Raw genomic sequence first — 22,475 nt, 5'->3', positions numbered from 1 at the left:
TCAGTGCGGGCGCCGTGGCATGATAATGGCTGGAACGGCCGCGTCTGCTTAGACGCGCCAGCCAACTCCGCGTGCCTGGCAATCAAGCGAAACGCCGCGAACCGGGACGACGCCTTTGAGGCGGCTCATCCAGGACAATGCTTCAGTGAGCTCGGCTCACCGCCTCCTTGTCTTGCAGAGCGCGGGGCCTTCCTATCACCGCGCGAGCTGCCCCTGACATCGAGGCTGGACTATTCAAGGTACAGTCCCGACCACACACACATCCTGCCGCAGGTCGTCCCCATTCCGGCCTATGGTGGTACCTTAACGCCATTCCGCTGGATGCTGCGTGAGTCTGCTTGGCAGATTGCGGAAGAACACGGTCTCGACGCTGAAGAGATGCGTGAGCCCCAGGAGGGGCAAGCGCCGAGTCTGATCGTCAAAACTCCATGGGTCCAAAACCATGACAATCAGCGGGCGCTGCTCGAGGGCTTCGGCAAGGAGCTTGAGGAAAACACCTCGCTCGTCTTCTTCTATGCAAAGCAGACGCCGCTCACGGACAGTGGTGGCCGGCAGATCGTCGCCGTCGCCAAGCTCACATCCAAAGGACCCCTGACCGAATATCCTTACGAGGGAGGAAGCGCGGCGGGCCGTATACGGTCAATGGTTTGGGAACGGCCGTTCCAGCATAGCTTAAGACCCAATCAACAGGTTGAGGGCGCTTGGGTTGGCGGCGTTGTTCTGCCTTACCATCAGCTTTTGGAACTCGCGAAAACCCAGGATCTCGAGCTCTCGCATTTCGTAGCCGAGGTCCCGCAAGATGGCTTAGAGCAATTCCTCTATGCCAGCGAACATGTAAGCCACGGCACCGCGATCACAGCCCTTCAGTCGGTCCGCAGAGCAATCGAGGCGACGAGTGCCGTCCTCGTTAATGGTCCGTGGGCGGATTATCTCGAGTGGATTGATCGGGAGCTGAGCGAGCTCTGGACCATGCATGGCATCGCGCCGGGTCTGGGTAGCGCCCTCTCCTGCTTCGACGAGAACTTCAATGGCACCTTGTTCGCCCACGCCCTGGCCGGCAGCATCGAAGAGGATGCGGACCCGTGGCCCATCGTAGAAGAGATCTTTGCAGGGACCCGGGAGGCTCCAGAAGGCGCGCCCAGAATCACGACGATGCAGAAGCGACGCTTTGTGCATTTGAAAGAGAGCGATTCGGACGGGTACGCGCTGATGCAGCTGCTGTCGCGCTTCGAACTGAGTCGCGACCAGGCGAATGCCATCTTCAATGGCGATTACGAGGCAGACGAATTTCTCGCCAATCCCTATCGTCTGTTTGAGCTGTCGAGGAACACCGCCAACCCGATTGGCCTGATGACGATCGACCGCAGTCTGTTCCCCACCGACAAGGATCGTAAGCGCCCGCCCTTTCACGATAGTCTGGCCATCGAACTGGACGAGCCCGAGGACGCACTTCGGCTTCGAGCCATTGCTGTCGATGCGCTGGAACGCGCCGCATCGGCGGGGCACACGATTCTGTCGGCCGGTCAGCTTAGCGAGGAGGTGGACCGGTCGCCACTGTCCCTGAAGGTCTCTCTCGACGCGACCACGCTCCAGATCTGTAAGCAGGACTTCGCTGACGAGGTCGATGTCACCAAGAACGGGGATATCACCTATGCTCAGCTGCTCCGGTACAAGACGGCCGGTGCGCTTATCCGTGCCCATGTCGAAGACAGAGCGAAGGCGCCGTCAGCACCTCAGATCGACTGGACTCCGCTCATTGCGCAAGAGTTCAGAGGGAGTGCTGCGAGCGAGGATGAGCGCCAGGCACGTGCCGAAAAGTTGGTGGCACTGCAAAGGCTGGAGAGCTCCCGCATCGGCGTGCTCACCGGCCCTGCTGGCACGGGCAAAACGACATTGCTCAAGATTTTGCTCAATCAGCCATCTGTCGTTGGCCGCGACATCCAGCTGCTAGCACCCACGGGCAAAGCACGGGTGAGGCTCGGCCAGCAGACCGGCCGACCTGAGCAGGCACGCACCCTTGCGCAATTTTTGCTCGAGCACAGCCGATACGACCCCAACACTGGGAAATACCTCGTCCAGGACGAGGGCTCGACGGCTAGCGTGTCGACCTGTGTGGTCGACGAGAGCTCCATGCTGACCGAAGACCAGTTGGCGGCGCTGTGTAGCGTACTACCTAAGACTGCTCGACTGATCCTGGTGGGAGATCCGCAGCAATTGCCGCCAATTGGGGCCGGACGCCCGTTTGTCGACATCATCGCACAACTGCAGGACGCCCATAACGGCGCCGGAGTGGCCGAACTCAGCGTCAGTCGTCGGCAAGATGGCGGCGAGCTTGTCTCTGCCCTTTCCCTTCCCGACGTTCAGCTCGCAAGTCTCTTTTCCGGGCGGACCTTGGAGCCTGGCGAGGACGAGGTCATCGCCGGCTCGGGCACGCCGGCCAACTCAGACCGCCTGCGATTTGTCGACTGGGAAACGCCGACAGATCTTAGAGAAAAGCTGCTTCAAGTTCTCGCCGACGAGTTGGAAGCCGATCCGGCGCATCTCGAGCCGGCGCTTGAACAATCGCTCGGGGGCACTCCCAGCAATGGCTATATATATTTCAATGAAGGCGCTGGCGCGAAAGCTGAGGAATGGCAGATCCTGTCAGCGCACCGCAATCTTGCCAGCGGCTCGGCCGAGCTTAACCGCTATTTGAAACAGACGGTTCGTGCCGATCGGCTGGAAAGGGCTCGGAACCCAGGCCGGGGCTGGCGGGTCATCAAGCCGCGGGGAAGTGACCAGATCACCTATGGCGACAAGGTCATTTGCCTCAGAAACCATAAGCGCAACCGCTGGAGCCGCGAGGAGAACCAGCGCGCAGGATACCTGGCGAACGGCGAAGTCGGGATGGTGGTTGGCGAGTCTGGCAGCGGTCGGAAGCTGCGGTTCACTAATGTCGAGTTCGCCTCGCAGAAAGCCGACATTTACAGCTTCAAAGATCGGGATTTCTCTGAGGAAGGAAGCCCGTTTCTAGAGCTCGCTTATGCGGTCACCGTCCACAAGGCGCAGGGTTCGGAGTTCGGCTCCGTAATCCTAGTCCTGCCAGCGAACAGTCGCCTGCTTAGCCGGGAGATGCTATACACAGCGCTTACCCGTCAGAAGAACCGCGTCTGGGTTCTGCACCAGGGGCCATTCAGCCATTATCTAAGGCTTCGATCCGACTTCTTCTCCGAGACTGATCGGCGCACCACAAACCTGTTCGGACCTCCTGTCATGAAGCAGGTGGAATTCTTGGGTGAAGGCGGCTTGCGAACCGGCTGGCTTGCCGAGAAACTCATCCACCGCACGCAACGTGGCGATCTGGTGAGCTCGAAGTCAGAGCTCATCATTGCCGATACGCTCTACGGTCTCGAGCAGTCTGGGCAGATCCGCTACAGTTTCGAAAAGCCGCTCTCAAACCCGGAGGGGGTCACGCGCTATCCCGACTTTACAGTCGAAGCGGGCCAGGAAACCTGGTTCTGGGAGCACTGCGGGCTGATGGGTCAGGTAGAGTATGTCCAACGATGGGAGCGCAAGCTTGGATGGTACGACGCTCAGGGGATTACGCCTTGGAGCGAGAGTAATCCTTCAGGCAGACTAATCATCACAGAGGACACGATGGCTGGGGGTATTGATAGCGGGGCAATCCATCAGCTTGCCGGTCGGCTCTTTGCCGCTTCGAGGTAGCTTCCACCATGCGACTGCTCTCGAACTTCGGCTCAGACCGAGTTTTTGATCGTCTCCCAGGCGGTGCCGAATTAACCTTGGGGGTAAGCGCAGCATCGGTTCAAGGCCTAGCGCTACTTGCGGCTAAAACCAGCCTTGATCGGCTCCTCGTTTCTCCCGACCTACAGCTCGAGTTCGTCCCGGCAGACCGCCGTCGCCGCAACTCACTCGCAATGCGCGGTGAGGCGAAGCAGGCGTTGAGCTGGGCTGCGGGCGGTTTGGTCCGGACTGCTGATCGCCCCTTGCGCCAGTCGCTCCTACTTTCGGGCGCTCCCATCTCCCTGGCACTCGTTGGAGAATGTGGGCCCACCACCTCTGGCCTTGGCTTAGCGCGCGGCACCACAGCGGGGATGGTACAGGCATTCGAGAACACAGATGAGATCGCGTCAATCGCAGACTGGTTCGAACAGCTCTGGCGAGAGGCAACGGAGACAGCGGGCGATGTCCTTACCGAGCAGCTGGAAAAGGTGGCAGCGAGTGCTTCGCCTTCGGCAATATACCAAAGAGTGTTGGCATCACTGTTCGAAGATATGGCCGACGAGGGAAGCGGTGACCTTCCTGACCGCGCGCTTGGGCTGGAGGACAGCCGTATCTGGCAGATGCTTTATCGTTTTCAGCGGGATGGGGCCTTAGGTGCAATCGCGAAGCTTCGGCAATGGGGCGGATGCATCATTGCGGACAGCGTGGGTCTCGGAAAAACATTTGAGGCTCTAGCCGTCATTCGGTACTTCGAGTTGCGCAATGAGCGGGTTCTTGTGCTTGCCCCGAAGAGGCTGCGCGACAACTGGACCCTTTGGACGAAAAACGACATCCGCAATCCGCTCGCGGGTGATCGCTTCGCGTTCGACGTACTTAACCACACTGACTTGTCCCGCGATGGAGGCCTCTCAGGGGACATCGATCTCAACCACATCAATTGGGGCAATTACGGCCTGGTGGTGATCGATGAGTCGCATAATTTTCGTAACCGCCCGACCGGCCGTGAAGGAGAGAGCCGGTACGACAAATTGATGCGGGATATTGTTAAAGCGGGCGTTCGCACACGAGTTCTCATGCTGTCCGCAACGCCGGTGAATAACAGGCTGAACGATCTCAAGAACCAAATTGCATTTGCTACTGAGGGGAACGATACGGCTCTGGCCGATGCAGGGATTAAGAGCATCGCCGGAACAGTCCGGTTAGCGCAGGCGGCGTTCAACAAGTGGCAAGCACTTCCTGCGGAGCGGCGAACTTCTCAGAGGCTGCTCGACATGCTCGGCTTCGACTATGTTCGCTTGCTGGATTTGTTGACCATCGCGCGCTCGCGAAAGCACATCGAGAGGTACTACGGAATTGGGGAGACCGGGCGATTTCCTGAGAAGCTTCCGCCTGACAACCGCAAGAGCGATGTCGCCACAGACGGTAGCTACCCGCCAATCTCAGCGATCAACGATGAAATTCGCAGACTGACGCTCGCAGCGTATGCACCGTTGCGATACGTTTTGACGCACAAGCGGGAGGAGTACGACCGCCGATACAGCCAGGCCGCTAAGGACTCGGTGTTCCGCCAGCTAGATCGCGAGGAAAGCCTAGTCGGCCTCATGCGCGTGAACTTGTTGAAGCGCATGGAGAGCTCGGTTCATTCCTTTGCCCTAACAGTCGGAAGGCAGCTGACGGCCGTCGATAACCTCATCGAGCGTATTGCAGCGCACGATGAGAGCGTTGAAGCGCCGGCCATTGAAGATCTAGCCGAGGACGATCCACTCTTGGATTTGCTCGGCGTGGGTAAGCGCGTTAAGGTTCTACTTAGTGACGCTGATCTAATCGCATGGCGTCGCGACCTGGAAGCTGATCGAGATCGGCTCGCTCGCCTGCTGCGCCAAGCCCATGCCGTGACCCCATGCCGCGACGCTAAGCTAGCAGAGTTGCGCCGCATCATTTCGGACAAACGGGCTAATACAATCAATCCAGGGAATCGTAAGCTCTTGGTGTTTACGGCCTTCGCGGACACGGCCGCGTATCTGTATGAAAATCTAGCCGAGGAGATGGATGGCATTACCGCGCTAGTGACTGGCGGTGGAGCGAACCGAACCTCCAGTCCTAGGCTTAGGACCGATCTTGCGACCATTCTGACTGCATTCGCTCCACGCGCCCGCGGTCGGCCGGATTCCCTCGCCGATGAGCCCGAGATCGACCTGATTATCGCTACAGATTGCATCAGTGAGGGCCAGAACCTGCAGGACTGCGACTGCGTGGTGAATTACGACATTCACTGGAACCCTGTTCGTATCGTCCAGCGGTTCGGCCGAATCGATCGCCTGGGCTCAATCAACGAACAGATCAGGCTGGTGAACTTCTGGCCGAACATGGACCTCGACGCCTACATTGGTCTTGAACGCACCGTCTCAGGGCGCATGAAGCTGCTGGACGTCTCCGCAACTGGTGAAGAGAACATCATCGAGGCGGACCCCGGCAATGGGATGAACGATCTCGAATACCGCCGTCGGCAGCTCGAGGCGATGCAAAACCAGGTCATTGAGCTTGAGGACTTATCGCAGGGCGTCTCAATCACCGACCTGACGCTTAATGATCTGCGGCTCGATCTTGCTCAATTGACGCCAGAGGAACGGGAACGGATTGCGCGCCTTCCCTTTACCGCGCACTCGCCAGTGCCTGAGTTCGAAGATCTTCCCGCCGGTGCTATATTTGTGCTGCGGGGTGAGACGCCCGCTGCGCTTTCGGCGCTTGATGCGAAGGACCCACTGAGCCCACATGCACTGGTGCACGTCCGTGCCGATGGCTCGATCCACCTGCCACACACCGCTCCCAAACGCATCCTCGACGCCATGCGCCGCTTTGCGCGTACAACCCCTGCCGAAAGTGAGCGCTTGTGGGCGCGCTTCGATCAGATGACGAAGCAGGGCATCCGCATGGTAAATTGGCAGACCATGCTCGAGGCGGCCATGGCCGGCATAACGGGCACCGCACAGGACCGTGCAGTGGATAGCCTATTTGCCACCGGCGCCCCGCAGGGCTTGAGCGGCGCTAGTGGTCCCGACGACTGGGAGGTCGTTGCCTGGTTCCCCATTCTTGCACGTCAGTGAAAGGCGAACCCATCACGTTGGAGGCGCTCGCCGCCGCGCTCGCGTTACCGCCAGGCCCGCCATCGCGCCGCATTGCAAAATCCACGCTCGCCGATTTTGTCCCCACCGGGGCAGATCGCAAGCTGATCGACGGCAAGCTCGCGCGGCTCGATTGGCTTGCTGCCATCAACCCGGCGGCGACCGGAGTACCGAGTGGTGAGGTAGACGGACTTGTTGTGGACACCATCAACGTTATCGCCGCCCGAACGCGCGGGCCAGCATCGCCACGCCTTGCCGAGATCCTCCACCGCGCAATTCCTAAGCCTGTCGTACTCCTCTATTCTGAAGAAGGAAGCGACATGGGGGCCACCTTGTGTCTTGCGCCAAAGCGCTCCGCCGAACGGGAGATCGGGCGCACGGTCCTTACGGCCCTTTTCGACACTGGACCGCTAACCCAAGCCGAAGAGGGTTTCCTTGCCGAGCTTGCTCTTCCGAGACTCCCCTCGCGCGATCTCGCGTCGCTCTATGCTGGGCTGATCGAGCGAGTGGAAGCACTGAAAGTGTCGCGCGCCGGGGAGCGACCGTTCCGGCTCGCCACTTCTATGACGGAGCAGGCAGCTTGGCGGACAACTCTTGGCGAAATCGCCCAGCTAGAGGGCGAAGTCGCACAGCTCGCCGCGGCTATTAGAAAGGAACGTCGCCTCTCGGCGAAGGTCGCACTTGGCGAAAAAGTACGCCAGGCAAAATCTCGGATGGACGAAAATCGAATGCTCTTGAAATAGGCGCGGGTGAGGGTCGTATTGGGCAGGGAGGATATGGATCACCAACGCGCAGACTCTACAAAGCTGAGTTTCTTCCCGCTGGCTACTTTGAGCCGTTCTCACACCGCCATGATATCCCGACCCGCCCGCCCAAGTAACGGAAGAAAGTAAGATGAAGGCTGAAAAGAACTCGATCCTGCCCGTTACGCGCGACGACCCGGAAGCGCAAAGCGGCGATGTGGTAGCCGCAAACATTGCGACACTTAAGGAATTATTCCCGACGGTCGTCAGGGACGGCCAAGTTGATTTCGACGTGTTGCGTCAGCTTCTGGGCGACAGTGTGGAGGAGGGGGCAGAGCGTTATGGTTTGAACTGGAAGGGCAAGGCTCGAGCTAGGGCTTTCGCACTTACCCCGAGCCTCGGAACCCTGCTGCCAGCGAAGGACGACAGCAAGGACTGGGATACGACCAAGAATATCATGGTGGAAGGCGACAACCTGGAGGTGCTGAAGCTGCTTCGCAAAAGCTACGCCGGCAAGGTGAAGCTGATCTACATCGACCCCCCGTATAACACAGGTCACGACTTCGTATACGCAGATAACTACACTGACAGCTTGACAAATTACGAAGCACTGACAGGACAGCGCGGGGAAGATGGTGCGCGCCTAACGAGCAACAAGAAGGATGGAGGGCGCTTCCATACAAACTGGCTCAATATGATGTATCCGCGTCTCATGTTGGCCAAGGAATTGCTCAGGGAAGATGGAGTACTGCTAGTTAGCGTCGGAGCAGCAGAGCTGAATAGAACGATTGACATACTAACTGAGGTGTTTGAGGCTGATAGCTTTATCGAGGCAATCTCTCGAGTGATGAAATCCGGGGGAGCAAAAGGGACCTATTTCACACCTAATATTGACTACATTCTTGTGTTTGCTCGGTCTAAGTCGGAACTTAGACCGTTCCGTATTAGCATTTCTCCAGACCAAATAGAGTCATACTACAACAAGGTCCAGTCGGACGGCCCACGTGCCGGTGAGCGGTACGGTGAGGAGCGTCTTTATCTTCCTAGCTTGGATGCGCGACCTAACCAGCGTTACTTCATCGAAGCTCCCGACGGTAGCCTGCTGATTCCTCCTGGGAAGTCCTGGCCTACATCACTCTTGGAGGGTGCCAAGGTGCTGCCCAAACCTGGCGATGGTTGTTGGAGATGGACTTACGATACTTACTTCGAAGCTAAATCTGAAGGCCGGATCCTCTTCAAAGAGACATCGTCTACTGCTTTGGTGAATGCAGACGGAACTCGGGCTAGGTATAATATTTACTTTAAGCTGTGGCTAAAAGACCAACAAGAGAAGGGTAAGGTTCCGGCAAACATGCTCACTGGGATAGAGAATCGCAAGAGCTCAAAAGAGCTTAGCGAGCTCGGAATACCCTTTGATTATGCCAAACCTAGCGAACTGATTAGCTACTTATTAGGCCTTACCAAAACCAGCGGCGACGATTTGGTCCTCGACTTCTTCGCCGGCTCTGGCACGACTGGCCACGGGGTAATGGCTCAGAACGCCGCAGACGGGGGAAATCGCCGTTACATTCTAGTCCAGCTACCCGAGCTACTCGATGTCACAAAGCCCGAGCAAAACACTGCAGCCGATTTCTGCAGCAAGCTCGGTAAGCCTCTCAACATCGCTGAATTGACGAAAGAACGCCTGCGCCGTGCTGGCGACAAGGTGCAGAGTGACAACCCTGATGCGAAGTTGGACACGGGCTTTCGCGTCTACAAGCTCGCCACCTCTAACTTGAAGCCGTGGCAGCCCGGCGATGATCTCGCGCGTGATCTTCTCGACAATGCCAGCAATGTCCTCCCTGGCCGCACCGAGGAGGATCTGCTTGCCGAACTGATGCTGAAGACAGGCATCGACCTCGCCCTTCCTGGAGAAACTCGCACAATCGCCGGCCGACCTGTCCACCTATTCGGGAGCGGCACGCTCGTTGTCTGCCTGGCGGACATCCCAGCCGCGGAGGCGCGCTTGTTAGGTGACGGCATTGCTGACTGGCTTGCCGAAGTGGGGCCCCCTGCCCCTACCACTTTCTTTTTCAAGGACAGCGGTTTCGACGCGGGCGGCAGCCGCAGCGCTGAAGCTCGTGCGAACCTCGCTGCCACACTCCGCCAACGGCTCGGCGACGACACCATCGAGAAAATGGGCGCAATCTGAATTCGCGCGAAAATATCCTGTGACGTCGTCTTCAATTTACCGCGGTAGAAAGATCCCCGTATGAAGGGCCACACCAGTCCAATTCCTTTTGTCACGCGAGATGATTCAGCTGCGAACAGCGGGAATATAGTGGAAGAGAATGTCGCTGCGTTGAAGGCGCTGTTCCCAGCCATCGTTGCTGACGGCAAAGTCGACTTCAAAGTCTTACGGCAGCTGCTAGGCGGAAGTGTCGAAGATAGCACCGAGCGCTATGGCCTCAACTGGAATGGCAAGGCCCGTGCGCGCGCCCTTGCGTTGACTCCAAGTCTCGGAACTCTGCGGCCCGCAAAGTCGGACAGCAAGGAGTGGATCTCTACCAAAAACATCGTGATCGAAGGTGACAATCTCGAAGTCTTGAAGCTGCTGCGCAAGAGCTACGCAGGAAAGATCAAGCTTATCTACATCGACCCGCCTTACAATACCGGAAAGGACTTCGTGTACCCCGACAACTACACGGACAGCCTGGCCAATTACGAGCAACTTACCGGTCAGCGGGGGGAAGATGGCGTAAGGCTGACAAGCAATAATGAGAGCAGCGGACGTTTTCATACCGACTGGCTGAACATGATGTACCCTAGGCTGACGCTAGCGAAGGAGCTTCTGCGGGAGGACGGAGCGATCTTCGTGTCGTGCAACGACCAAGAGGCAGCCAACCTAAAGCTCATCCTCGAGGAGGTCTTCGGCTCAGAAAACTTTGTGGGGCAGCTGGTCTGGCAACGCTCTAAAAAGGGTGACGCTAAGCTGATCGCCTCCGTTCACGAGTACGTAGTCTGCTTTGTCCGCAACAAAGCTAAAGTCCTTTCTGGTGGACTCTGGCGCAAGCCGAAAGAGGGCGCTTCCGCCGTTCTTGAACAGTACAGACAATTTCGTACTCAACTGGGCAACGATCACCTTGCGATACGATCCGCTATGCAAAGTTGGTATCGTACGCTTAGTGACGACGATCCAATGAAGGCTCACAAACACTATAATTGGTCTGATGACCGAGGCCTCTACTTCGCCGCTGATTTTGCTGGCCCCGATGACGGCCGCACCTCCCGACCGCGTCACGACATATATCACCCGGGAACGGGTAAGGTTTGTAAGAAGCCTTCCACCGGGTGGCGCTGGGATGAATCTAAGACGGAGTGGGCTCTGCAGCAGGACCCTCCGCGCATCCATTTCGGCCCAGATGAGACCACGATTCCATGCCGGAAGAGTTATCTAGAGGAAATCGACTCAGAGCCGTTCGCATCTGTGTTCTACAGAGACGGACGGTCTGCAACTTTGGAAGTAGAGGGATTGATTGGAAAGGGAGTATTCCCGTTTCCTAAGAATACCGAGGTGCTAGTGGACTTCATTCAACTAACGACTGACGATGGAGACATCGTCATGGATTTCTTCGCTGGTTCCGGCAGCACTGGTCATGCTGTCTTCAAGCTAGATGCAGACGAGAACAAAAGACGTCGCTTCATATTGGTTCAATTACCTGAACTAACGGACATTCCTAGCTATCCTACGATCGCAAGTGTTACCAAGGAGCGTTTGCGCCGTGCTGGCGACAAGGTGCAGAGTGACAACCCTGATGCGAAGTTGGACACGGGCTTTCGCGTCTACAAGCTCGCCACCTCTAACTTGAAGCCGTGGCAGCCCGGCGATGATCTCGCGCGTGATCTTCTCGACAATGCCAGCAATGTCCTCCCTGGCCGCACCGAGGAGGATCTGCTTGCCGAACTGATGCTGAAGACAGGCATCGACCTCGCCCTTCCTGGAGAAACTCGCACAATCGCCGGCCGACCTGTCCACCTATTCGGGGGCGGCACGCTCGTTGTCTGCCTGGCGGACATCCCAGCCGCGGAGGCGCGCTTGTTAGGTGACGGCATTGCTGACTGGCTTGCCGAAGTGGGGCCCCCTGCCCCTACCACTTTCTTTTTCAAGGACAGCGGTTTCGACGCGGGCGGCAGCCGCAGCGCTGAAGCTCGTGCGAACCTCGCTGCCACGCTCCGCCAACGGCTCGGCGACGACGCCATCGAAAAAATGGGCGCAATCTGATGAAATTCATCTTCGAAAATGACCTGCCGCACCAGAGAGCAGCAATTGATGCGGCGCTCGGCGTATTTGGTGATGCCACTGAGGGATCGAAAGCGACTTTCACCGTCGCCCCGCTGGAGATCGCCGGCCAGTTGGAGCTTGCCGAGAAGGGTGTTGGCATCGGCAACGTCTGCGCGTTCGAAGGAGAAGATTGGTTAGCGAACATCCAGGCGGTTCAGCTTGCTAACGCGCTGGAGCCAGACGGGCACTTCCAGGCACCAGATTTCACGATTGAGATGGAGACCGGCACGGGAAAGACTTATGTCTACCTGCGTACGATCATCGAACTGAACCGAAAGAACGGCTTTACCAAATTCGTCATCGTGGTGCCGTCCGTTGCGATCCGCGAGGGCGTGAAGAAGTCGATCGAACAGACCCGCGAGCATTTCGCTAGTCAGTTTGACGGCCTGCGACTGAACGAATTCGTGTACGACCGTAATAAGCTCGGCCGCGTCCGCGAGTTCGCTACAGCTGCCGATATTCAAGTAATGATCGTCACGATCCAGTCGATCAACAGCGCGAACAACGTCTTCTACGATCCCAACCAGGAAGCGCTGGGGGATCAGGCGGCCGCCGAATGGGTTGCCAAGACGCGGCCGGTTTTGATCGTCGATGAACCTCAATCGGTCGAGGGCGGGCTGAAAGGCGCTGGGCGCCAAGCACTCGCGGCGATGAATCCATTGGCTCAGTTCAAGTATACCGCGACCCCGGTGAACCCCGTGCACACGCTCTTCAGGCTGGATGCGTTCGATGCCTTCCAGCTTGGCCTCGTAAAGCGAATCTGGGTTGATGGCGCCAGCGTCCGCGATGCCGCGAACGGCCCCTACGTTCGTCTGATCGATACGGAAGCAAAGAAGGGGCAAGCTCCGCGCGCCCGGATTGAGATACACAAACAGTTTGCGGCCGGTCCGAAGCCCGAACAGGTCTGGGCCTATGACGGCGACACGCTTCAGGATCTTTCAGGCGGACGCGCGGTCTATGCCGGCCTGGAGATCGGAAACATCGATGCCGCCGCTAAGACAATGCAGCTTATGCTTCCTGGCGACATTCGCACGATGGAACGCGGTGAGGTTCACGGTGACAATGCCGGCGATACGCTGACGACAGCAATGATCGCGCGCACGATCGAGCACCATTTTCGGACAGAGCTGCGCAACCGTCCGCTCGGCATCAAGACGCTCTCGCTGTTTTTCGTTCCCTCGGTCTCCGATTACCGGCTCTACACGCCAGACGGACCAAAGAACGGGCCCTTGGCCGACGTATTCGAGCGTGAATATCGCAAACTTGCCGCCCGACCTGAATTCAGAACCCTGTTTGTGAACACGCCAGCCGACCCAGTCCGCGCCCACGGCGGTTACTTCAGCCAGGACAAGCACTCGGTCACGCCCTTCGAGGACAAGGAATTCTCCAAATCCACCAAAGACGAGAAGGTAGAGGAGCGCACCTTCGACCTCATCATGCGTGATAAGGAAAAGCTGCTGGATGAGGCCGAACCCCTTCGTTTCCTCTTCAGCCATTCCGCTCTGCGGGAGGGCTGGGACAATCCGAACGTTTTTCAGATTTGCGCTCTTCGGGAGATGGGGAGCGAGCGGTCACGTCGTCAGTCGATTGGCCGCGGGCTTCGCCTGCCCGTGGACGAGCATGGATTACGCCGCCGTGACGAAGGGATCGCCCGGCTGACGGTCATTGCTGATACCGACTACGCCACCTTTGCAGACGAGCTACAGACGGAGCTAGAAAAGGAAACGAAGCGTCCCTTTGGCCGCGCCAGCATCGAAGTCCTAGCGAAACTCTACTACCCCGTAGCTGGAGAGAACGAGCCGCACGTATTGGGGGTCGAGGATGCTCGCGCCGTGTTCGCCGAGTGGGAGCAAGCCGGGTTGGTCGACAACCTTGGCCGAGTGACCGATGCTATGCGTCAGGCTGTCGCGTCTGTGAGTGTGCCGCTGCCGGCAACTCTCGGCCCTGAGGCCCGTCTAGCGGTTGCGGCGCTCGCCGAACGGCTAACCGCTAAGCTAATCCACAACACCGAGAGCAAGATTCAGGTGGAGCGTCGCGAGGAGCTCATCGCCTCAGACGCATTCCGAGCCTTGTGGGCCAAGGTGTCGGCGCGCACGCGATACAAGCTCACCTTCACCGATGGGGATTTAATCAGCAAAGCAGTCGAGTATCTCCAGCAGATGCCTGATCCAGCCGTGGCGCGGGTCACGTGGGCAAGCGCCGAATTGATTGTAGCACGTGACGGAGTGGAGACCGGTAAGAAGACTACTGCTCCCCCGCGCAAGATTGGCACGTTCACCGGACCTATGCCGGACATCCTATCGGAGCTCGCCGCCCGCACCGACTTACCCCGCAGCGTGATCGCAAGAATACTTGTTCAGGCTGACCGGCTTCAATGGGCGAAGGATAACCCATCAGCCTTCGTCGAGTTGGCTCACAAGGCGATCACCCTCGCCAGAAGAGATATCCTCACCGTCGGAATCACCTACGAGCGGACCGGCGATCACTTCGACCAGTCCCTATTTTCGCCGTTCGAAGCCGACGAAGCAGACCTTGTGCCTGTCGACAATGCTCCAACCACCCACATCCGGGTTGACTCGTCGACCATTGAGCGTCCGATTGCGGCCGAGCTTGATGTAGCGGAACCCGTCACGCTATTCGCTAAGCTACCACCGGAGTTCAAAATTGATACTCCACTCGGGACCTACAACCCGGACTGGGCGGTTTCGGGACGCGCAGATGGCGGCCCCGTGGTGCACCTCGTCTCAGAGTCCAAGAGTGACTTCGCTAAGCTGCGCGACGACGAAAAAGCGAAAGTCCGTTGCGGCGCCGCGCATTTCGAGGCGCTTGGAATTCCCTATGTGAAGGCCGTGGCAGCAGAAGACATCGTTCTGCGGCTGCTCGGGGAATAGCCGCAGATCTCCTAGGCGCGGTTCCGAGCAAGTACCATCAAGCGTTGCTGCTGTTGCAATAGTCTCGAAACTCGCATCGAAATGGCCGGGTGCAATGCCTGCCCGGCTGAACGCGAGGCTCCGCGCCTGTCGCCACTTGGCGTGCTCGGTCGACCACTTGGCCGCGATGCCGCACAAGGCGAGTAACCTCGTCAGTCACATCAGCATCAACGAAACGAACCCGGGGCCGAAGTTCGTGAATCATCATCGGCCGGGAGACGTGCCGAACAATCACCGATGACAAGCAGATGCCGTTCCCAGTGATCACCCAAGCCTGAGTAGAGACGTCAAGCAGCTGGTATGGTTTGACTGCGCCGGAGTTCTTCACCTCGATCAAGCGCCAGCCACCCCACCGGTCCGGCTCGAGGATGTCGACACGAACGACGACCCCATTCCGGTGAAATGCGGCTTCAAAAATCGGCACTTGCTTGACCGACCGGATCAGCTGCTCGGTCCGAGCAATGGCGGCGATAAGGTGGAGATGGTCTTCGGCCACGAGAAATCCGTCGGGATGACGTGCCCGGGCCAAAGCGCCAACGTGATGCCCAGCCGCGAATACGCGAAGCGTACGCTCATCAAAGCGAGCAAGCTCTGGCCGATGCAGCTGCAGCCAGAGCCGACGCGGACAATGTTCGAACGCGGCTATTCGGCTTTTCGAAAGCCGCACCCGAATATCTCTTGTCGCCAGCCCTGCCTCACGAGCACGGCCAACCAGCGGTGTAACCTGCGCAGACATCGCACTGAGTTTCATCTTGCGGCGCGCGAAGCATACGCGCTGATCGCACCGGCCGGTCGAGTCCTGACTTAAACGCTCGGCGGCGCGATCGTGCGGATCGTGTAGCGCCCGCGGGCTGCCTCCTCGGGACGAAGCTCAAGCCAGTCATTGCCAGCAGCATCGAGCTCGCCGCGTAGCTGCCGAACGATAGAAGACACGAGCCGGTAGCAGGCATGAACCAGGCTGTGGCGTGCATCAATCAACATCGGCTTCCGGTCTAGGTCAGCAAGCTCGTCAACAGCGTTGCGTAGCCGAGGTGCATCCACCCGATAACCGACATAGACGAGGCCACGACCAGCTTGCGGCAGATGATCGTCGAGCGCCGCTGCCTGTGCAGGCGACCAGTCAAAGTAAGCTCCTGCCCGCATGTCGGCGATGTCGGTAACGGAGGCCAGCATCTCCCGGAGCAGATGAAAGGTCCGCGTCATGGAGCAGTGGCGATTGGTCAGGTCCACGACCGAGCACAGCGAGGAGCCCCTGCCCCCTACCCCATTGAGGACGCCGGATATCGCACGTTGCACTGTTCCGCACGGGTCGACCGGAGGCGAGCTCAGCGGCGGCGTGAGCTTGTTGGCGATCGAAGCCACAGCCTTGATCTTCTTGGCTCGCCGGCTTCCCGGCGGCGCAGGATCGAACATCGCTGCGGCAACGGCTGCGTCATCCTTGAGCAAACTGGTGCTGGCAGCAAGGATCTGCTCGCGAGTGGTCATCGTCCTTCTCCAGGCTTAGGTTTAAGTAGAGTTGCTAGTTGGATGAGACTGCCGCTGTTCCGGCGGACCTTCTTCACCTTGGGTCTGGTGCCGATCGTCACGACCTCTGCATCCAGTCGCTCTTTGACCATCCGGCCGAGTTCGCGGTTCAGCGCGCTCCGGCCGACATCCTCGGCCGCCGCGTCATAGAGATCGTGGGCCTGGTCCCGGATATGCTCGAACACCGTGATCGTGATGTCCTCAGGCCAGCCACCCCGCCGGCGAAGATCGCCAAGGAACGGCTCAAGCCAGCGCTTTAGCTCAGCCGCCGGCCGTTCAACCTTCTTCTCGGCCGCTGCACGTTTCAGCCCCTCCCTGACGAACTCGGCGGCAAGGGTCGCGGGCAAGATGCCACGTCTGGCCGCCTCAACAGCCAGCTTCTCATTGTCCTCCCGCGCCAGGGTCACGCGAATCTGTGTCCGCGTCACGTTGCACCTTGAACCATGGAAGGACGCTCTCTACCTGATGAGGATGTGGAAGACTATCTATGCCACGTAACCGGAGAGTTCAATGGCCGACCGACTAAGAGACTTGTCAGAACGCGAGCAGCGCATCGAGATCGTGCGCCGCAACGGCGAAGATTTCCGCGACATGGAAGGAAAGTGGATCATTGAGCCTGGGGAAGGGCCTGCGAGTGCATTGGTTCGCACCCTCTGGGGCGATGATCCAGACGAGCCAGACCCTTGTCCAATGGCGGGCCCGGGGTCTCTGCCTAAAGGATCGGCCGAGTGATGCCAAAGACCCAAGTGGTCCCGCTGGTGGTCCGCCACCAGCCGCAGCGCTTCACCGACGTTGTCGCGCAAGATGCGGCGATAAGACTCTTAAGTCCGCTCGTGAGCCAGGAGAGCCCTCCTCCCATATTGATCCACGGTCCGCCGGGGACCGGGAAGACGACGCTGGCGCGCATCTTCGCCATGGCCCGGCATTGTGCGGCACCGACCCCATCGCCGTGCGGAACCTGTGTCGACTGCAAAAGTGGGCTCACGCCCTTCCATTTGTATGAGTTCAGTGGTGCCCGCTGGGACGACTCCGATGTCACCAAGTTCGCCGAGACCCTGCTGAGCACGGTCCCGTGGAACAAGTATGGTGTGTTCATCGACGAGGTTCACGGGCTTCAGTCAAAGGCCGCGGACGTGCTGCTGGCTGAAGTGGAACGTCCTCGCAAAGGCCGCTTCTTCATCTGCGCGACCACGGAGCTCGAGTCCGTCCGGCCAGCGCTCCGGTCCCGCTGTCTCATCGTTCCGCTAAGGCTGGTGCCAAATGCTGACCTGTTCAACCTTGCTAAGCGAATCTGCGGCAACGAGGGGATCACCTACGAGCCTGCTGCGCTGGACATGCTTGTCAGCATGGGCCGAGGTTCGGCACGCGAGCTGGTGATGGCTCTCGATAGCGTGGCCGCCCGCGGCCACCTGACTCCAGGGCTACTCAAGACCGCCCTTTCGCTCGGCTGGATCGATCACCTGATCGCCTATGTCGACGCGGTGATCGCGCATGACCTTACCCGGCAATTCGAGGCGATTTCAGCTTGGCCAGCGCTCCCGCGCGAGAAAGCTCGCGCGATCAAGCAATTCTTGCTCTTCCTCTACAATTTCGAGGTAAGCAGCCCCCGCCTCCACAATCATGTGAACCCTGCCTTCCACCTCATGGGACCTTCAGACCGAAGCGAACTGGTGCACGGCTTCAACTTGGGCGCGCGCGCCGACGGCTTGAAACCGGAGGACTACTGGCAGGAGCTCCTGAACTTCTGGTTGATCGAGCCATCGCTGATCGATGACGATGCGTCGCTCGCGATCAAGCTTCACCAGTTCAACCGGCTCATCACCCCGAGCAAGGCACTGGCACTTCATCCGGCGAACGACGCTGATCCCGCGCGACGTCATCGGGAATATCGCGGCCGGTCCAGGAAGTCGGCCACCAAAGAACCAAGCACATCGGGATCTTACCGATCGCACAGTGACATCGAGCGGCTGGCGGACGCCGTCAGCTTCCTGGGGCAGCATCATGGACGGGTGATCAATGGTGCAATCGATTTGGAAGTCCGTGCTCCAAAGGAAAGGCTGGAAGACGCCGCCGCTAAGGCCATTTCGCGGCTGACACATGAACTTGGGCTTCGAATTCAGGACTGGGCGGGCGATGCCGGTGATCGTCAGTATCATTGGCTATATAGCAATCATCGATTGACCGGTGTGATCCGCTGCCGCCTCGCGCTGCACGTGCCGTATGAGCACCTAGGGCTTGCGGAGCGTTGGCTGGCAGCCAAGCTCTGGAAGCATCCTGACGCAGAGATCACCGTCGCCGCTCGTTGGTGGAACCCGCAGCCGAGAAACACGGTGGCGCGCGACAAGTCCCGGCAGAAGTTCCAGTGGGAGCGCATGCGTCAGCTCTGGTCTAGTCTCGATCCACGCATTGACCATTGGGCTGATGAAGGGACCCGCAAGCCGCTGCGTGAACTGCTCGGGCTTACGGGCAACGCCGAGCCAGGCGAGCCGATGACCAAGAAAGTCGTTGGTGTTAGTCACTCGATTGACCGGGCAGCGCGCATCGCTGCTGAGAAGAACAAGATGAAGCTGCTTTCGGCCTTCAAGGACATGGCCTGGTCCTACCTTTACTGTGGTTGGGAGCTGGACGAGCACAAGGACCGGGTGCGGGAAATCGCCGCACGCGAGGATCGGGTCCGCCGTGTCGAATATATTGGTCGTGAGGCCGGGCCAGTAGCAGACAGGCGCTTCGCCGAGGAAATGGAAGCGCTTCAGAAGCAATGGCCCGATGATCCGCGAGAGCGCGCGCGAAGCTGGACGCCGTGGTGGTCGGCAAAGACGGCGACCACCTAAGCCGAATCATGGCGCGAAACTCAGTGACTTTTTAAAGCGCCGCTTCGATTCATTTGACGTATTCGCGCGGTCAAGGCCGGTCGCCAAAGGTCGGTCCGGCTCTCTCCTCGTGCAAGAGATTTTCAGCAGGAAAGATCGTTAGCTAGGCGCCATGAAGATTACCGAGACGTTGTCGTGCCCGCCGGCTGCCAACGCTGCGTCGACTAGTGCTCGAGCCGGATCGTCGGGATTTTGCCGCAGGAGCGCCTCGATTTTCTTATCCGGCAAGAGATCGGTCAATCCATCAGAGCAAAGCAACACGCTTGCGCTGGATTTGAAGTGGCGCACATGAACAAAGAGTGGGACTGGCTCCTGGAAGCCGCCGAGGCACTGCAGCAGCGCCCCACCCCGCCTAACGTCGTCCTTGCTCCTCTGGGTCAGGGTGCCATTTTCGAATGAGTAGGCACGACTGTCGCCGGCGTTAAAAGTGATTACCTGGCCGGACTGGAAAACTGCGCCAGCTATCGTCGTGGCCATTCCTCGAAGCTCGGGGCGCATGTCCATCGCCATGAAGATCGCTTGGTCGGCAGCGTTCACGGCACGTTGGACATCTTCATCGGTCCGCACTCCTGCCAGTAGCGGGCGCATCACTTCGATCGCCAGGGTCGCAGCAACTTCGCCTGCAACGTGGCCGCCAACCCCGTCGGCAAGAACAGCCCAACCACCTTCTGACGCAAGAACACCGCGCCAGCCAGTTACGCAGCCCGCCGCCGCCGAAACAGCACATCTGTCCTCGTTGTTTGCTCGGACTCTGCCGACGTCCGAGGCCACGCAGGCTTTCACACCGGAGCTCGTCATGCCGCAATCAATCGCTCGCAGCTCCCACCCTGGACGCCAGCTCCCACGTCTTGGTCGCAGCCTGCTAGATCGATGAGGAAGTCGACGGCTTGCTGAGCCTTCGCAGCAGCCGTCACGACAGCACGGGAGTCATTTCGAAGCACCCGGAGCCAATTCGCGAGATATGCGGCATGATCCGGTCGTGGTTCAACGGCGAGGCCGAGGTGACCCGCGAGAAACGCGGAGCCGAGCTCAGCGATGAGCTCCTCGATCGCGTAGGCATCTGTCCCAAAGCGATTTCGAAGATCCCGCGCGAGCCGATGGTCGGCACCCGTCCAATGAACATGCTCGTGACCTAAGACGGAGTAGTAGCTTTCAGGATCACGAAATTGCTCGAACCGCGGCATCTGGATGCGGTCTTGGACGGGCATGTAGAAAGCCTGGTCGCCACCGTGCTCAACCTTGGCTGCGCAAGCTGCGAAGAAGCCCTCGGCTGCCGCAATCCGCTCAGCCACGGATTGGCTCGCGACGGCATTGGCGTGCTTGTCACCGTCGACCTGGTCCGCGTTGAAGACCTGATAGACCCGACCAATGAACTTCGGCCGCGAAGCGCCCTCCTCAGCATTGCCATTATCCTCGTCGGCCTCATTGGTGGCCGTCTTCCAGAACACGATGGCTGTCGCCTTCTCACCCTTGCGAACCTGAGCGCCTGCAGCAGTCCACTGCCGGTAGGTGGCCCAGCGCCCTGATGAATGACCATCGAGCTCGGCAGCTGCCCAAAGCAACAAGGTGTTGATGCCCCGGTACGGGCGACTCGATATCGCATTGATGGGCATGCCGGTGGCTTCGCCCCACCGGTGCCAGGGCATGATGTATTCCCCGACACCGGCTTCCATCGCGGCGATGATCCTGCCGGTGATCCGCTCGAAGAGGTCGCTCGTCCGCATGGTGGCTTCTCTCAGGCTGCTCGCGAAACAAGAGCCAGCGGCGGACGCACCGGCGGCGCTGCTAGTGTCCATGAACCGGGCTTAGCGCGCAGCGCTTCCTCGACCACAGCATCGAGCTTGAACCAGTTCAGATAGCGGTCGTGGAGTGCGTACGCGTAATCAAGCTCACCCGCCCAGCCGATTGCCTCGATAAGTTGTTCGAGTTCGACATTCATGAAGGGCACGGCGCCAGGTCCGGGCTCGAGCAGATGCGAGGCATATAGCTGTGCCGCCTGTTGCACGAGGTGGTTCTGGCGGGGAGCCGCGAGGATGAACCGCGCTTCGGCGTAATCGCCTCGATATAGCGCTGCAAAAGTGAGCAAGTGCTCGCGGAAGAGCTGCTGACATCCGGCGGTACGAAGCACGGCGCTCAAGGGGCTCTTGTAAAGCTCGGATGCGACAGCAAGCTCGTCGTATCGCCCGCTGAGTTCGCCTGCGCCTTCTGCGCCAGTTTCGCTGTACTTGACCTCAATGGCCAGCAGCCCGAGCCCTCCATCTGAACGACGGTATTGAATGGCCACATCGAATGCCGTCCGGTCATCGGTAAGCTCGGCATGGTTTCGGCCGGGGCTGTGCTCGAAACGGACATCGAGCACTTCACTGAGGTCAATGCCAGGAATGAGGCTACGGATAACCTTCTCGGCAAGGCGCCGGTTTAGGCGCAAGGGCGCGAAGACGTTGAAGGCTAGCGGCATGCTCGAGAGGAGGTTGCCGTACAGCCGGCGCTTGTCGATGAGCGCACCGCGTTCTTGATAGATGGTCTCACGACGAACGAGGTGGGCGACTTCTGGAGATAGGAAGTTCCGGCCGGCGTCGGCGGCGGCACTGCTAATGAGGGAGCCAATGCGGCGCTGGCGACCATCGCGTGTCTCGTGACTGCCGATGGGAAGCTGTTGGCTTTCGCGCCAGAGCGCCTGCAGGAGGCGAGCACAAGCGCGGAAGCGGTTGTCGAAGGCTTCAAAGACCCGATGCTTTTTCAGGACTTCGGCAGGAATGAGGGGTAACTGACAAGATTGGCTGCTTGGCTCGAAGGCCATGTACGAATCCTCCGTCTTGGGCCCGGGTCAGGGCCCACAACAGAGGATTCGCAGGAATGGGCGACGAGATTACACGCTCTGGGTAGCTGGCAGACGGCCAGTCTCACGAAGGTACTTAATCAGAGCATCGAGACCGAAAACGGCAAGTTTGCTCCCTCGATCAGGAAGGATAGTGCCTTTGTCGGGGTAGTAATTGATGTCCCATGTGACCTTGATTTGGTGATCGTTGCCGACGGGGCGGCGGGCGTCGGCGCCCTCCACCATCAAGCGGTCGAGCGCCGCTGTCATCTGTGGCGAGTCACCGGGCCGCGGTCCCGCCGGCGGCATATTCTGAAAACTCATTGGTGAAGTCTCCGAAGGTTTACCTTCCCAGAAGAGGAAGGTTTCGGAGAGATATAGATGGTGGCCGGGTTAGCTCTTCAGACTGGCCACTGTCCGCCCC

14 protein-coding genes are annotated in these 22,475 nt (G+C 59.1%); 7 read left to right on the top strand and 7 right to left on the bottom strand.

Translation table 11 applies throughout. From position 1 onward, the window contains the following. Positions 1-321 precede the first annotated feature (321 nt). The 6 genes from JOY29_RS01720 to JOY29_RS01695 all read left to right on the top strand — a co-directional run bounded on the left by JOY29_RS01720 (position 322) and on the right by JOY29_RS01695 (position 14,800). Positions 322-3,705 carry an AAA family ATPase gene (locus JOY29_RS01720; RefSeq protein WP_300974478.1) on the top strand — a complete coding sequence of 1,128 codons (3,384 nt, stop codon included), beginning with the start codon at positions 322-324 and terminating at the stop codon, positions 3,703-3,705. A 389-nt stretch (positions 3,706-4,094) separates the two neighbouring features. Further along, positions 4,095-6,827: a DEAD/DEAH box helicase gene (locus JOY29_RS01715; protein ID WP_300974477.1), complete on the top strand. Its 2,733-nt coding sequence runs from the start codon at positions 4,095-4,097 to the stop codon at positions 6,825-6,827. Beyond that, positions 6,824-7,588 (top strand): DUF4391 domain-containing protein, encoded by a 765-nt coding sequence (locus tag JOY29_RS01710; protein ID WP_300974476.1) that lies wholly within the window; start codon positions 6,824-6,826, stop codon positions 7,586-7,588. The genes JOY29_RS01715 and JOY29_RS01710 overlap by 4 nt, the downstream gene beginning before the upstream one ends. A 151-nt stretch (positions 7,589-7,739) precedes the next feature. After that, positions 7,740-9,779 (top strand): site-specific DNA-methyltransferase, encoded by a 2,040-nt coding sequence (locus tag JOY29_RS01705; protein ID WP_300974475.1) that lies wholly within the window; start codon positions 7,740-7,742, stop codon positions 9,777-9,779. A gap of 60 nt (positions 9,780-9,839) precedes the next feature. After that, complete coding sequence (locus JOY29_RS01700) at positions 9,840-11,849, top strand: site-specific DNA-methyltransferase (protein WP_300974474.1); 2,010 nt, start codon at positions 9,840-9,842, stop codon at positions 11,847-11,849. Then, complete coding sequence (locus tag JOY29_RS01695) at positions 11,849-14,800, top strand: DEAD/DEAH box helicase family protein (protein ID WP_300974473.1); 2,952 nt, start codon at positions 11,849-11,851, stop codon at positions 14,798-14,800. Before JOY29_RS01700 ends, JOY29_RS01695 begins: the two co-directional genes overlap by 1 nt. Positions 14,801-14,837: 37 nt before the next feature. Here the strand turns inward: JOY29_RS01695 and JOY29_RS01690 are convergent, their stop codons facing one another. From JOY29_RS01690 to JOY29_RS01680, 3 genes are read right to left on the bottom strand one after another with little or no spacing between them, the layout of a single operon-like run. Beyond that, the gene (locus JOY29_RS01690; protein ID WP_300974472.1) at positions 14,838-15,590 is read right to left on the bottom strand and encodes a hypothetical protein; all 753 of its coding nucleotides are present in this window, start codon (positions 15,588-15,590) and stop codon (positions 14,838-14,840) included. A 53-nt stretch (positions 15,591-15,643) separates the two neighbouring features. Then, positions 15,644-16,324: a hypothetical protein gene (locus JOY29_RS01685; protein ID WP_300974471.1), complete on the bottom strand. Its 681-nt coding sequence runs from the start codon at positions 16,322-16,324 to the stop codon at positions 15,644-15,646. Beyond that, positions 16,321-16,770: a hypothetical protein gene (locus tag JOY29_RS01680; RefSeq protein ID WP_300974470.1), complete on the bottom strand. Its 450-nt coding sequence runs from the start codon at positions 16,768-16,770 to the stop codon at positions 16,321-16,323. The genes JOY29_RS01685 and JOY29_RS01680 overlap by 4 nt, the downstream gene beginning before the upstream one ends. A 324-nt stretch (positions 16,771-17,094) precedes the next feature. On the opposite strand from JOY29_RS01680, the gene JOY29_RS01675 reads away from it, so the two are divergent. Beyond that, positions 17,095-19,194, top strand: coding sequence for an AAA family ATPase (locus JOY29_RS01675; protein ID WP_300974469.1), 2,100 nt, complete (start codon positions 17,095-17,097; stop codon positions 19,192-19,194). Between the two features lie 138 nt (positions 19,195-19,332). On the opposite strand, the gene JOY29_RS01670 is transcribed toward JOY29_RS01675, so the two are convergent. The 4 genes from JOY29_RS01670 to JOY29_RS01655 all read right to left on the bottom strand — a co-directional run bounded on the left by JOY29_RS01670 (position 19,333) and on the right by JOY29_RS01655 (position 22,375). Beyond that, positions 19,333-20,004 (bottom strand): protein phosphatase 2C domain-containing protein, encoded by a 672-nt coding sequence (locus JOY29_RS01670; RefSeq protein ID WP_300974468.1) that lies wholly within the window; start codon positions 20,002-20,004, stop codon positions 19,333-19,335. Positions 20,005-20,027: 23 nt separating this feature from the next. After that, positions 20,028-20,957: a zincin-like metallopeptidase domain-containing protein gene (locus JOY29_RS01665; RefSeq protein ID WP_300974467.1), complete on the bottom strand. Its 930-nt coding sequence runs from the start codon at positions 20,955-20,957 to the stop codon at positions 20,028-20,030. 11 nt (positions 20,958-20,968) lie between these two features. Then, positions 20,969-22,033 (bottom strand): hypothetical protein, encoded by a 1,065-nt coding sequence (locus JOY29_RS01660; protein ID WP_300974466.1) that lies wholly within the window; start codon positions 22,031-22,033, stop codon positions 20,969-20,971. Between the two features lie 69 nt (positions 22,034-22,102). Then, complete coding sequence (locus JOY29_RS01655) at positions 22,103-22,375, bottom strand: hypothetical protein (RefSeq protein ID WP_300974465.1); 273 nt, start codon at positions 22,373-22,375, stop codon at positions 22,103-22,105. Positions 22,376-22,475: the final 100 nt, after the last annotated feature.

It is taken from the genome of Sphingomonas sp. LHG3406-1, from assembly GCF_029637485.1.
Taxonomy (GTDB): domain Bacteria; phylum Pseudomonadota; class Alphaproteobacteria; order Sphingomonadales; family Sphingomonadaceae; genus Sphingomicrobium.
This window is presented reverse-complemented; position numbering and strand designations above follow the sequence as displayed.

Bases quoted from the DNA above. Each gene is read 5' to 3' on its own strand.
- JOY29_RS01715 (WP_300974477.1), top strand. From the start codon at position 4,095: ATGGTACAGGCATTCGAGAACACAGATGAGATCGCGTCAATCGCAGAC.
- JOY29_RS01665 (WP_300974467.1), bottom strand. From the start codon at position 20,957: ATGCGGACGAGCGACCTCTTCGAGCGGATCACCGGCAGGATCATCGCC.
- JOY29_RS01660 (WP_300974466.1), bottom strand. From the start codon at position 22,033: ATGGCCTTCGAGCCAAGCAGCCAATCTTGTCAGTTACCCCTCATTCCT.
- JOY29_RS01655 (WP_300974465.1), bottom strand. From the start codon at position 22,375: ATGAGTTTTCAGAATATGCCGCCGGCGGGACCGCGGCCCGGTGACTCG.
- JOY29_RS01685 (WP_300974471.1), bottom strand. From the start codon at position 16,324: ATGACCACTCGCGAGCAGATCCTTGCTGCCAGCACCAGTTTGCTCAAG.
- JOY29_RS01700 (WP_300974474.1), top strand. From the start codon at position 9,840: ATGAAGGGCCACACCAGTCCAATTCCTTTTGTCACGCGAGATGATTCA.
- JOY29_RS01695 (WP_300974473.1), top strand. From the start codon at position 11,849: ATGAAATTCATCTTCGAAAATGACCTGCCGCACCAGAGAGCAGCAATT.
- JOY29_RS01705 (WP_300974475.1), top strand. From the start codon at position 7,740: ATGAAGGCTGAAAAGAACTCGATCCTGCCCGTTACGCGCGACGACCCG.
- JOY29_RS01675 (WP_300974469.1), top strand. From the start codon at position 17,095: ATGCCAAAGACCCAAGTGGTCCCGCTGGTGGTCCGCCACCAGCCGCAG.
- JOY29_RS01720 (WP_300974478.1), top strand. From the start codon at position 322: ATGCTGCGTGAGTCTGCTTGGCAGATTGCGGAAGAACACGGTCTCGAC.
- JOY29_RS01690 (WP_300974472.1), bottom strand. From the start codon at position 15,590: ATGAAACTCAGTGCGATGTCTGCGCAGGTTACACCGCTGGTTGGCCGT.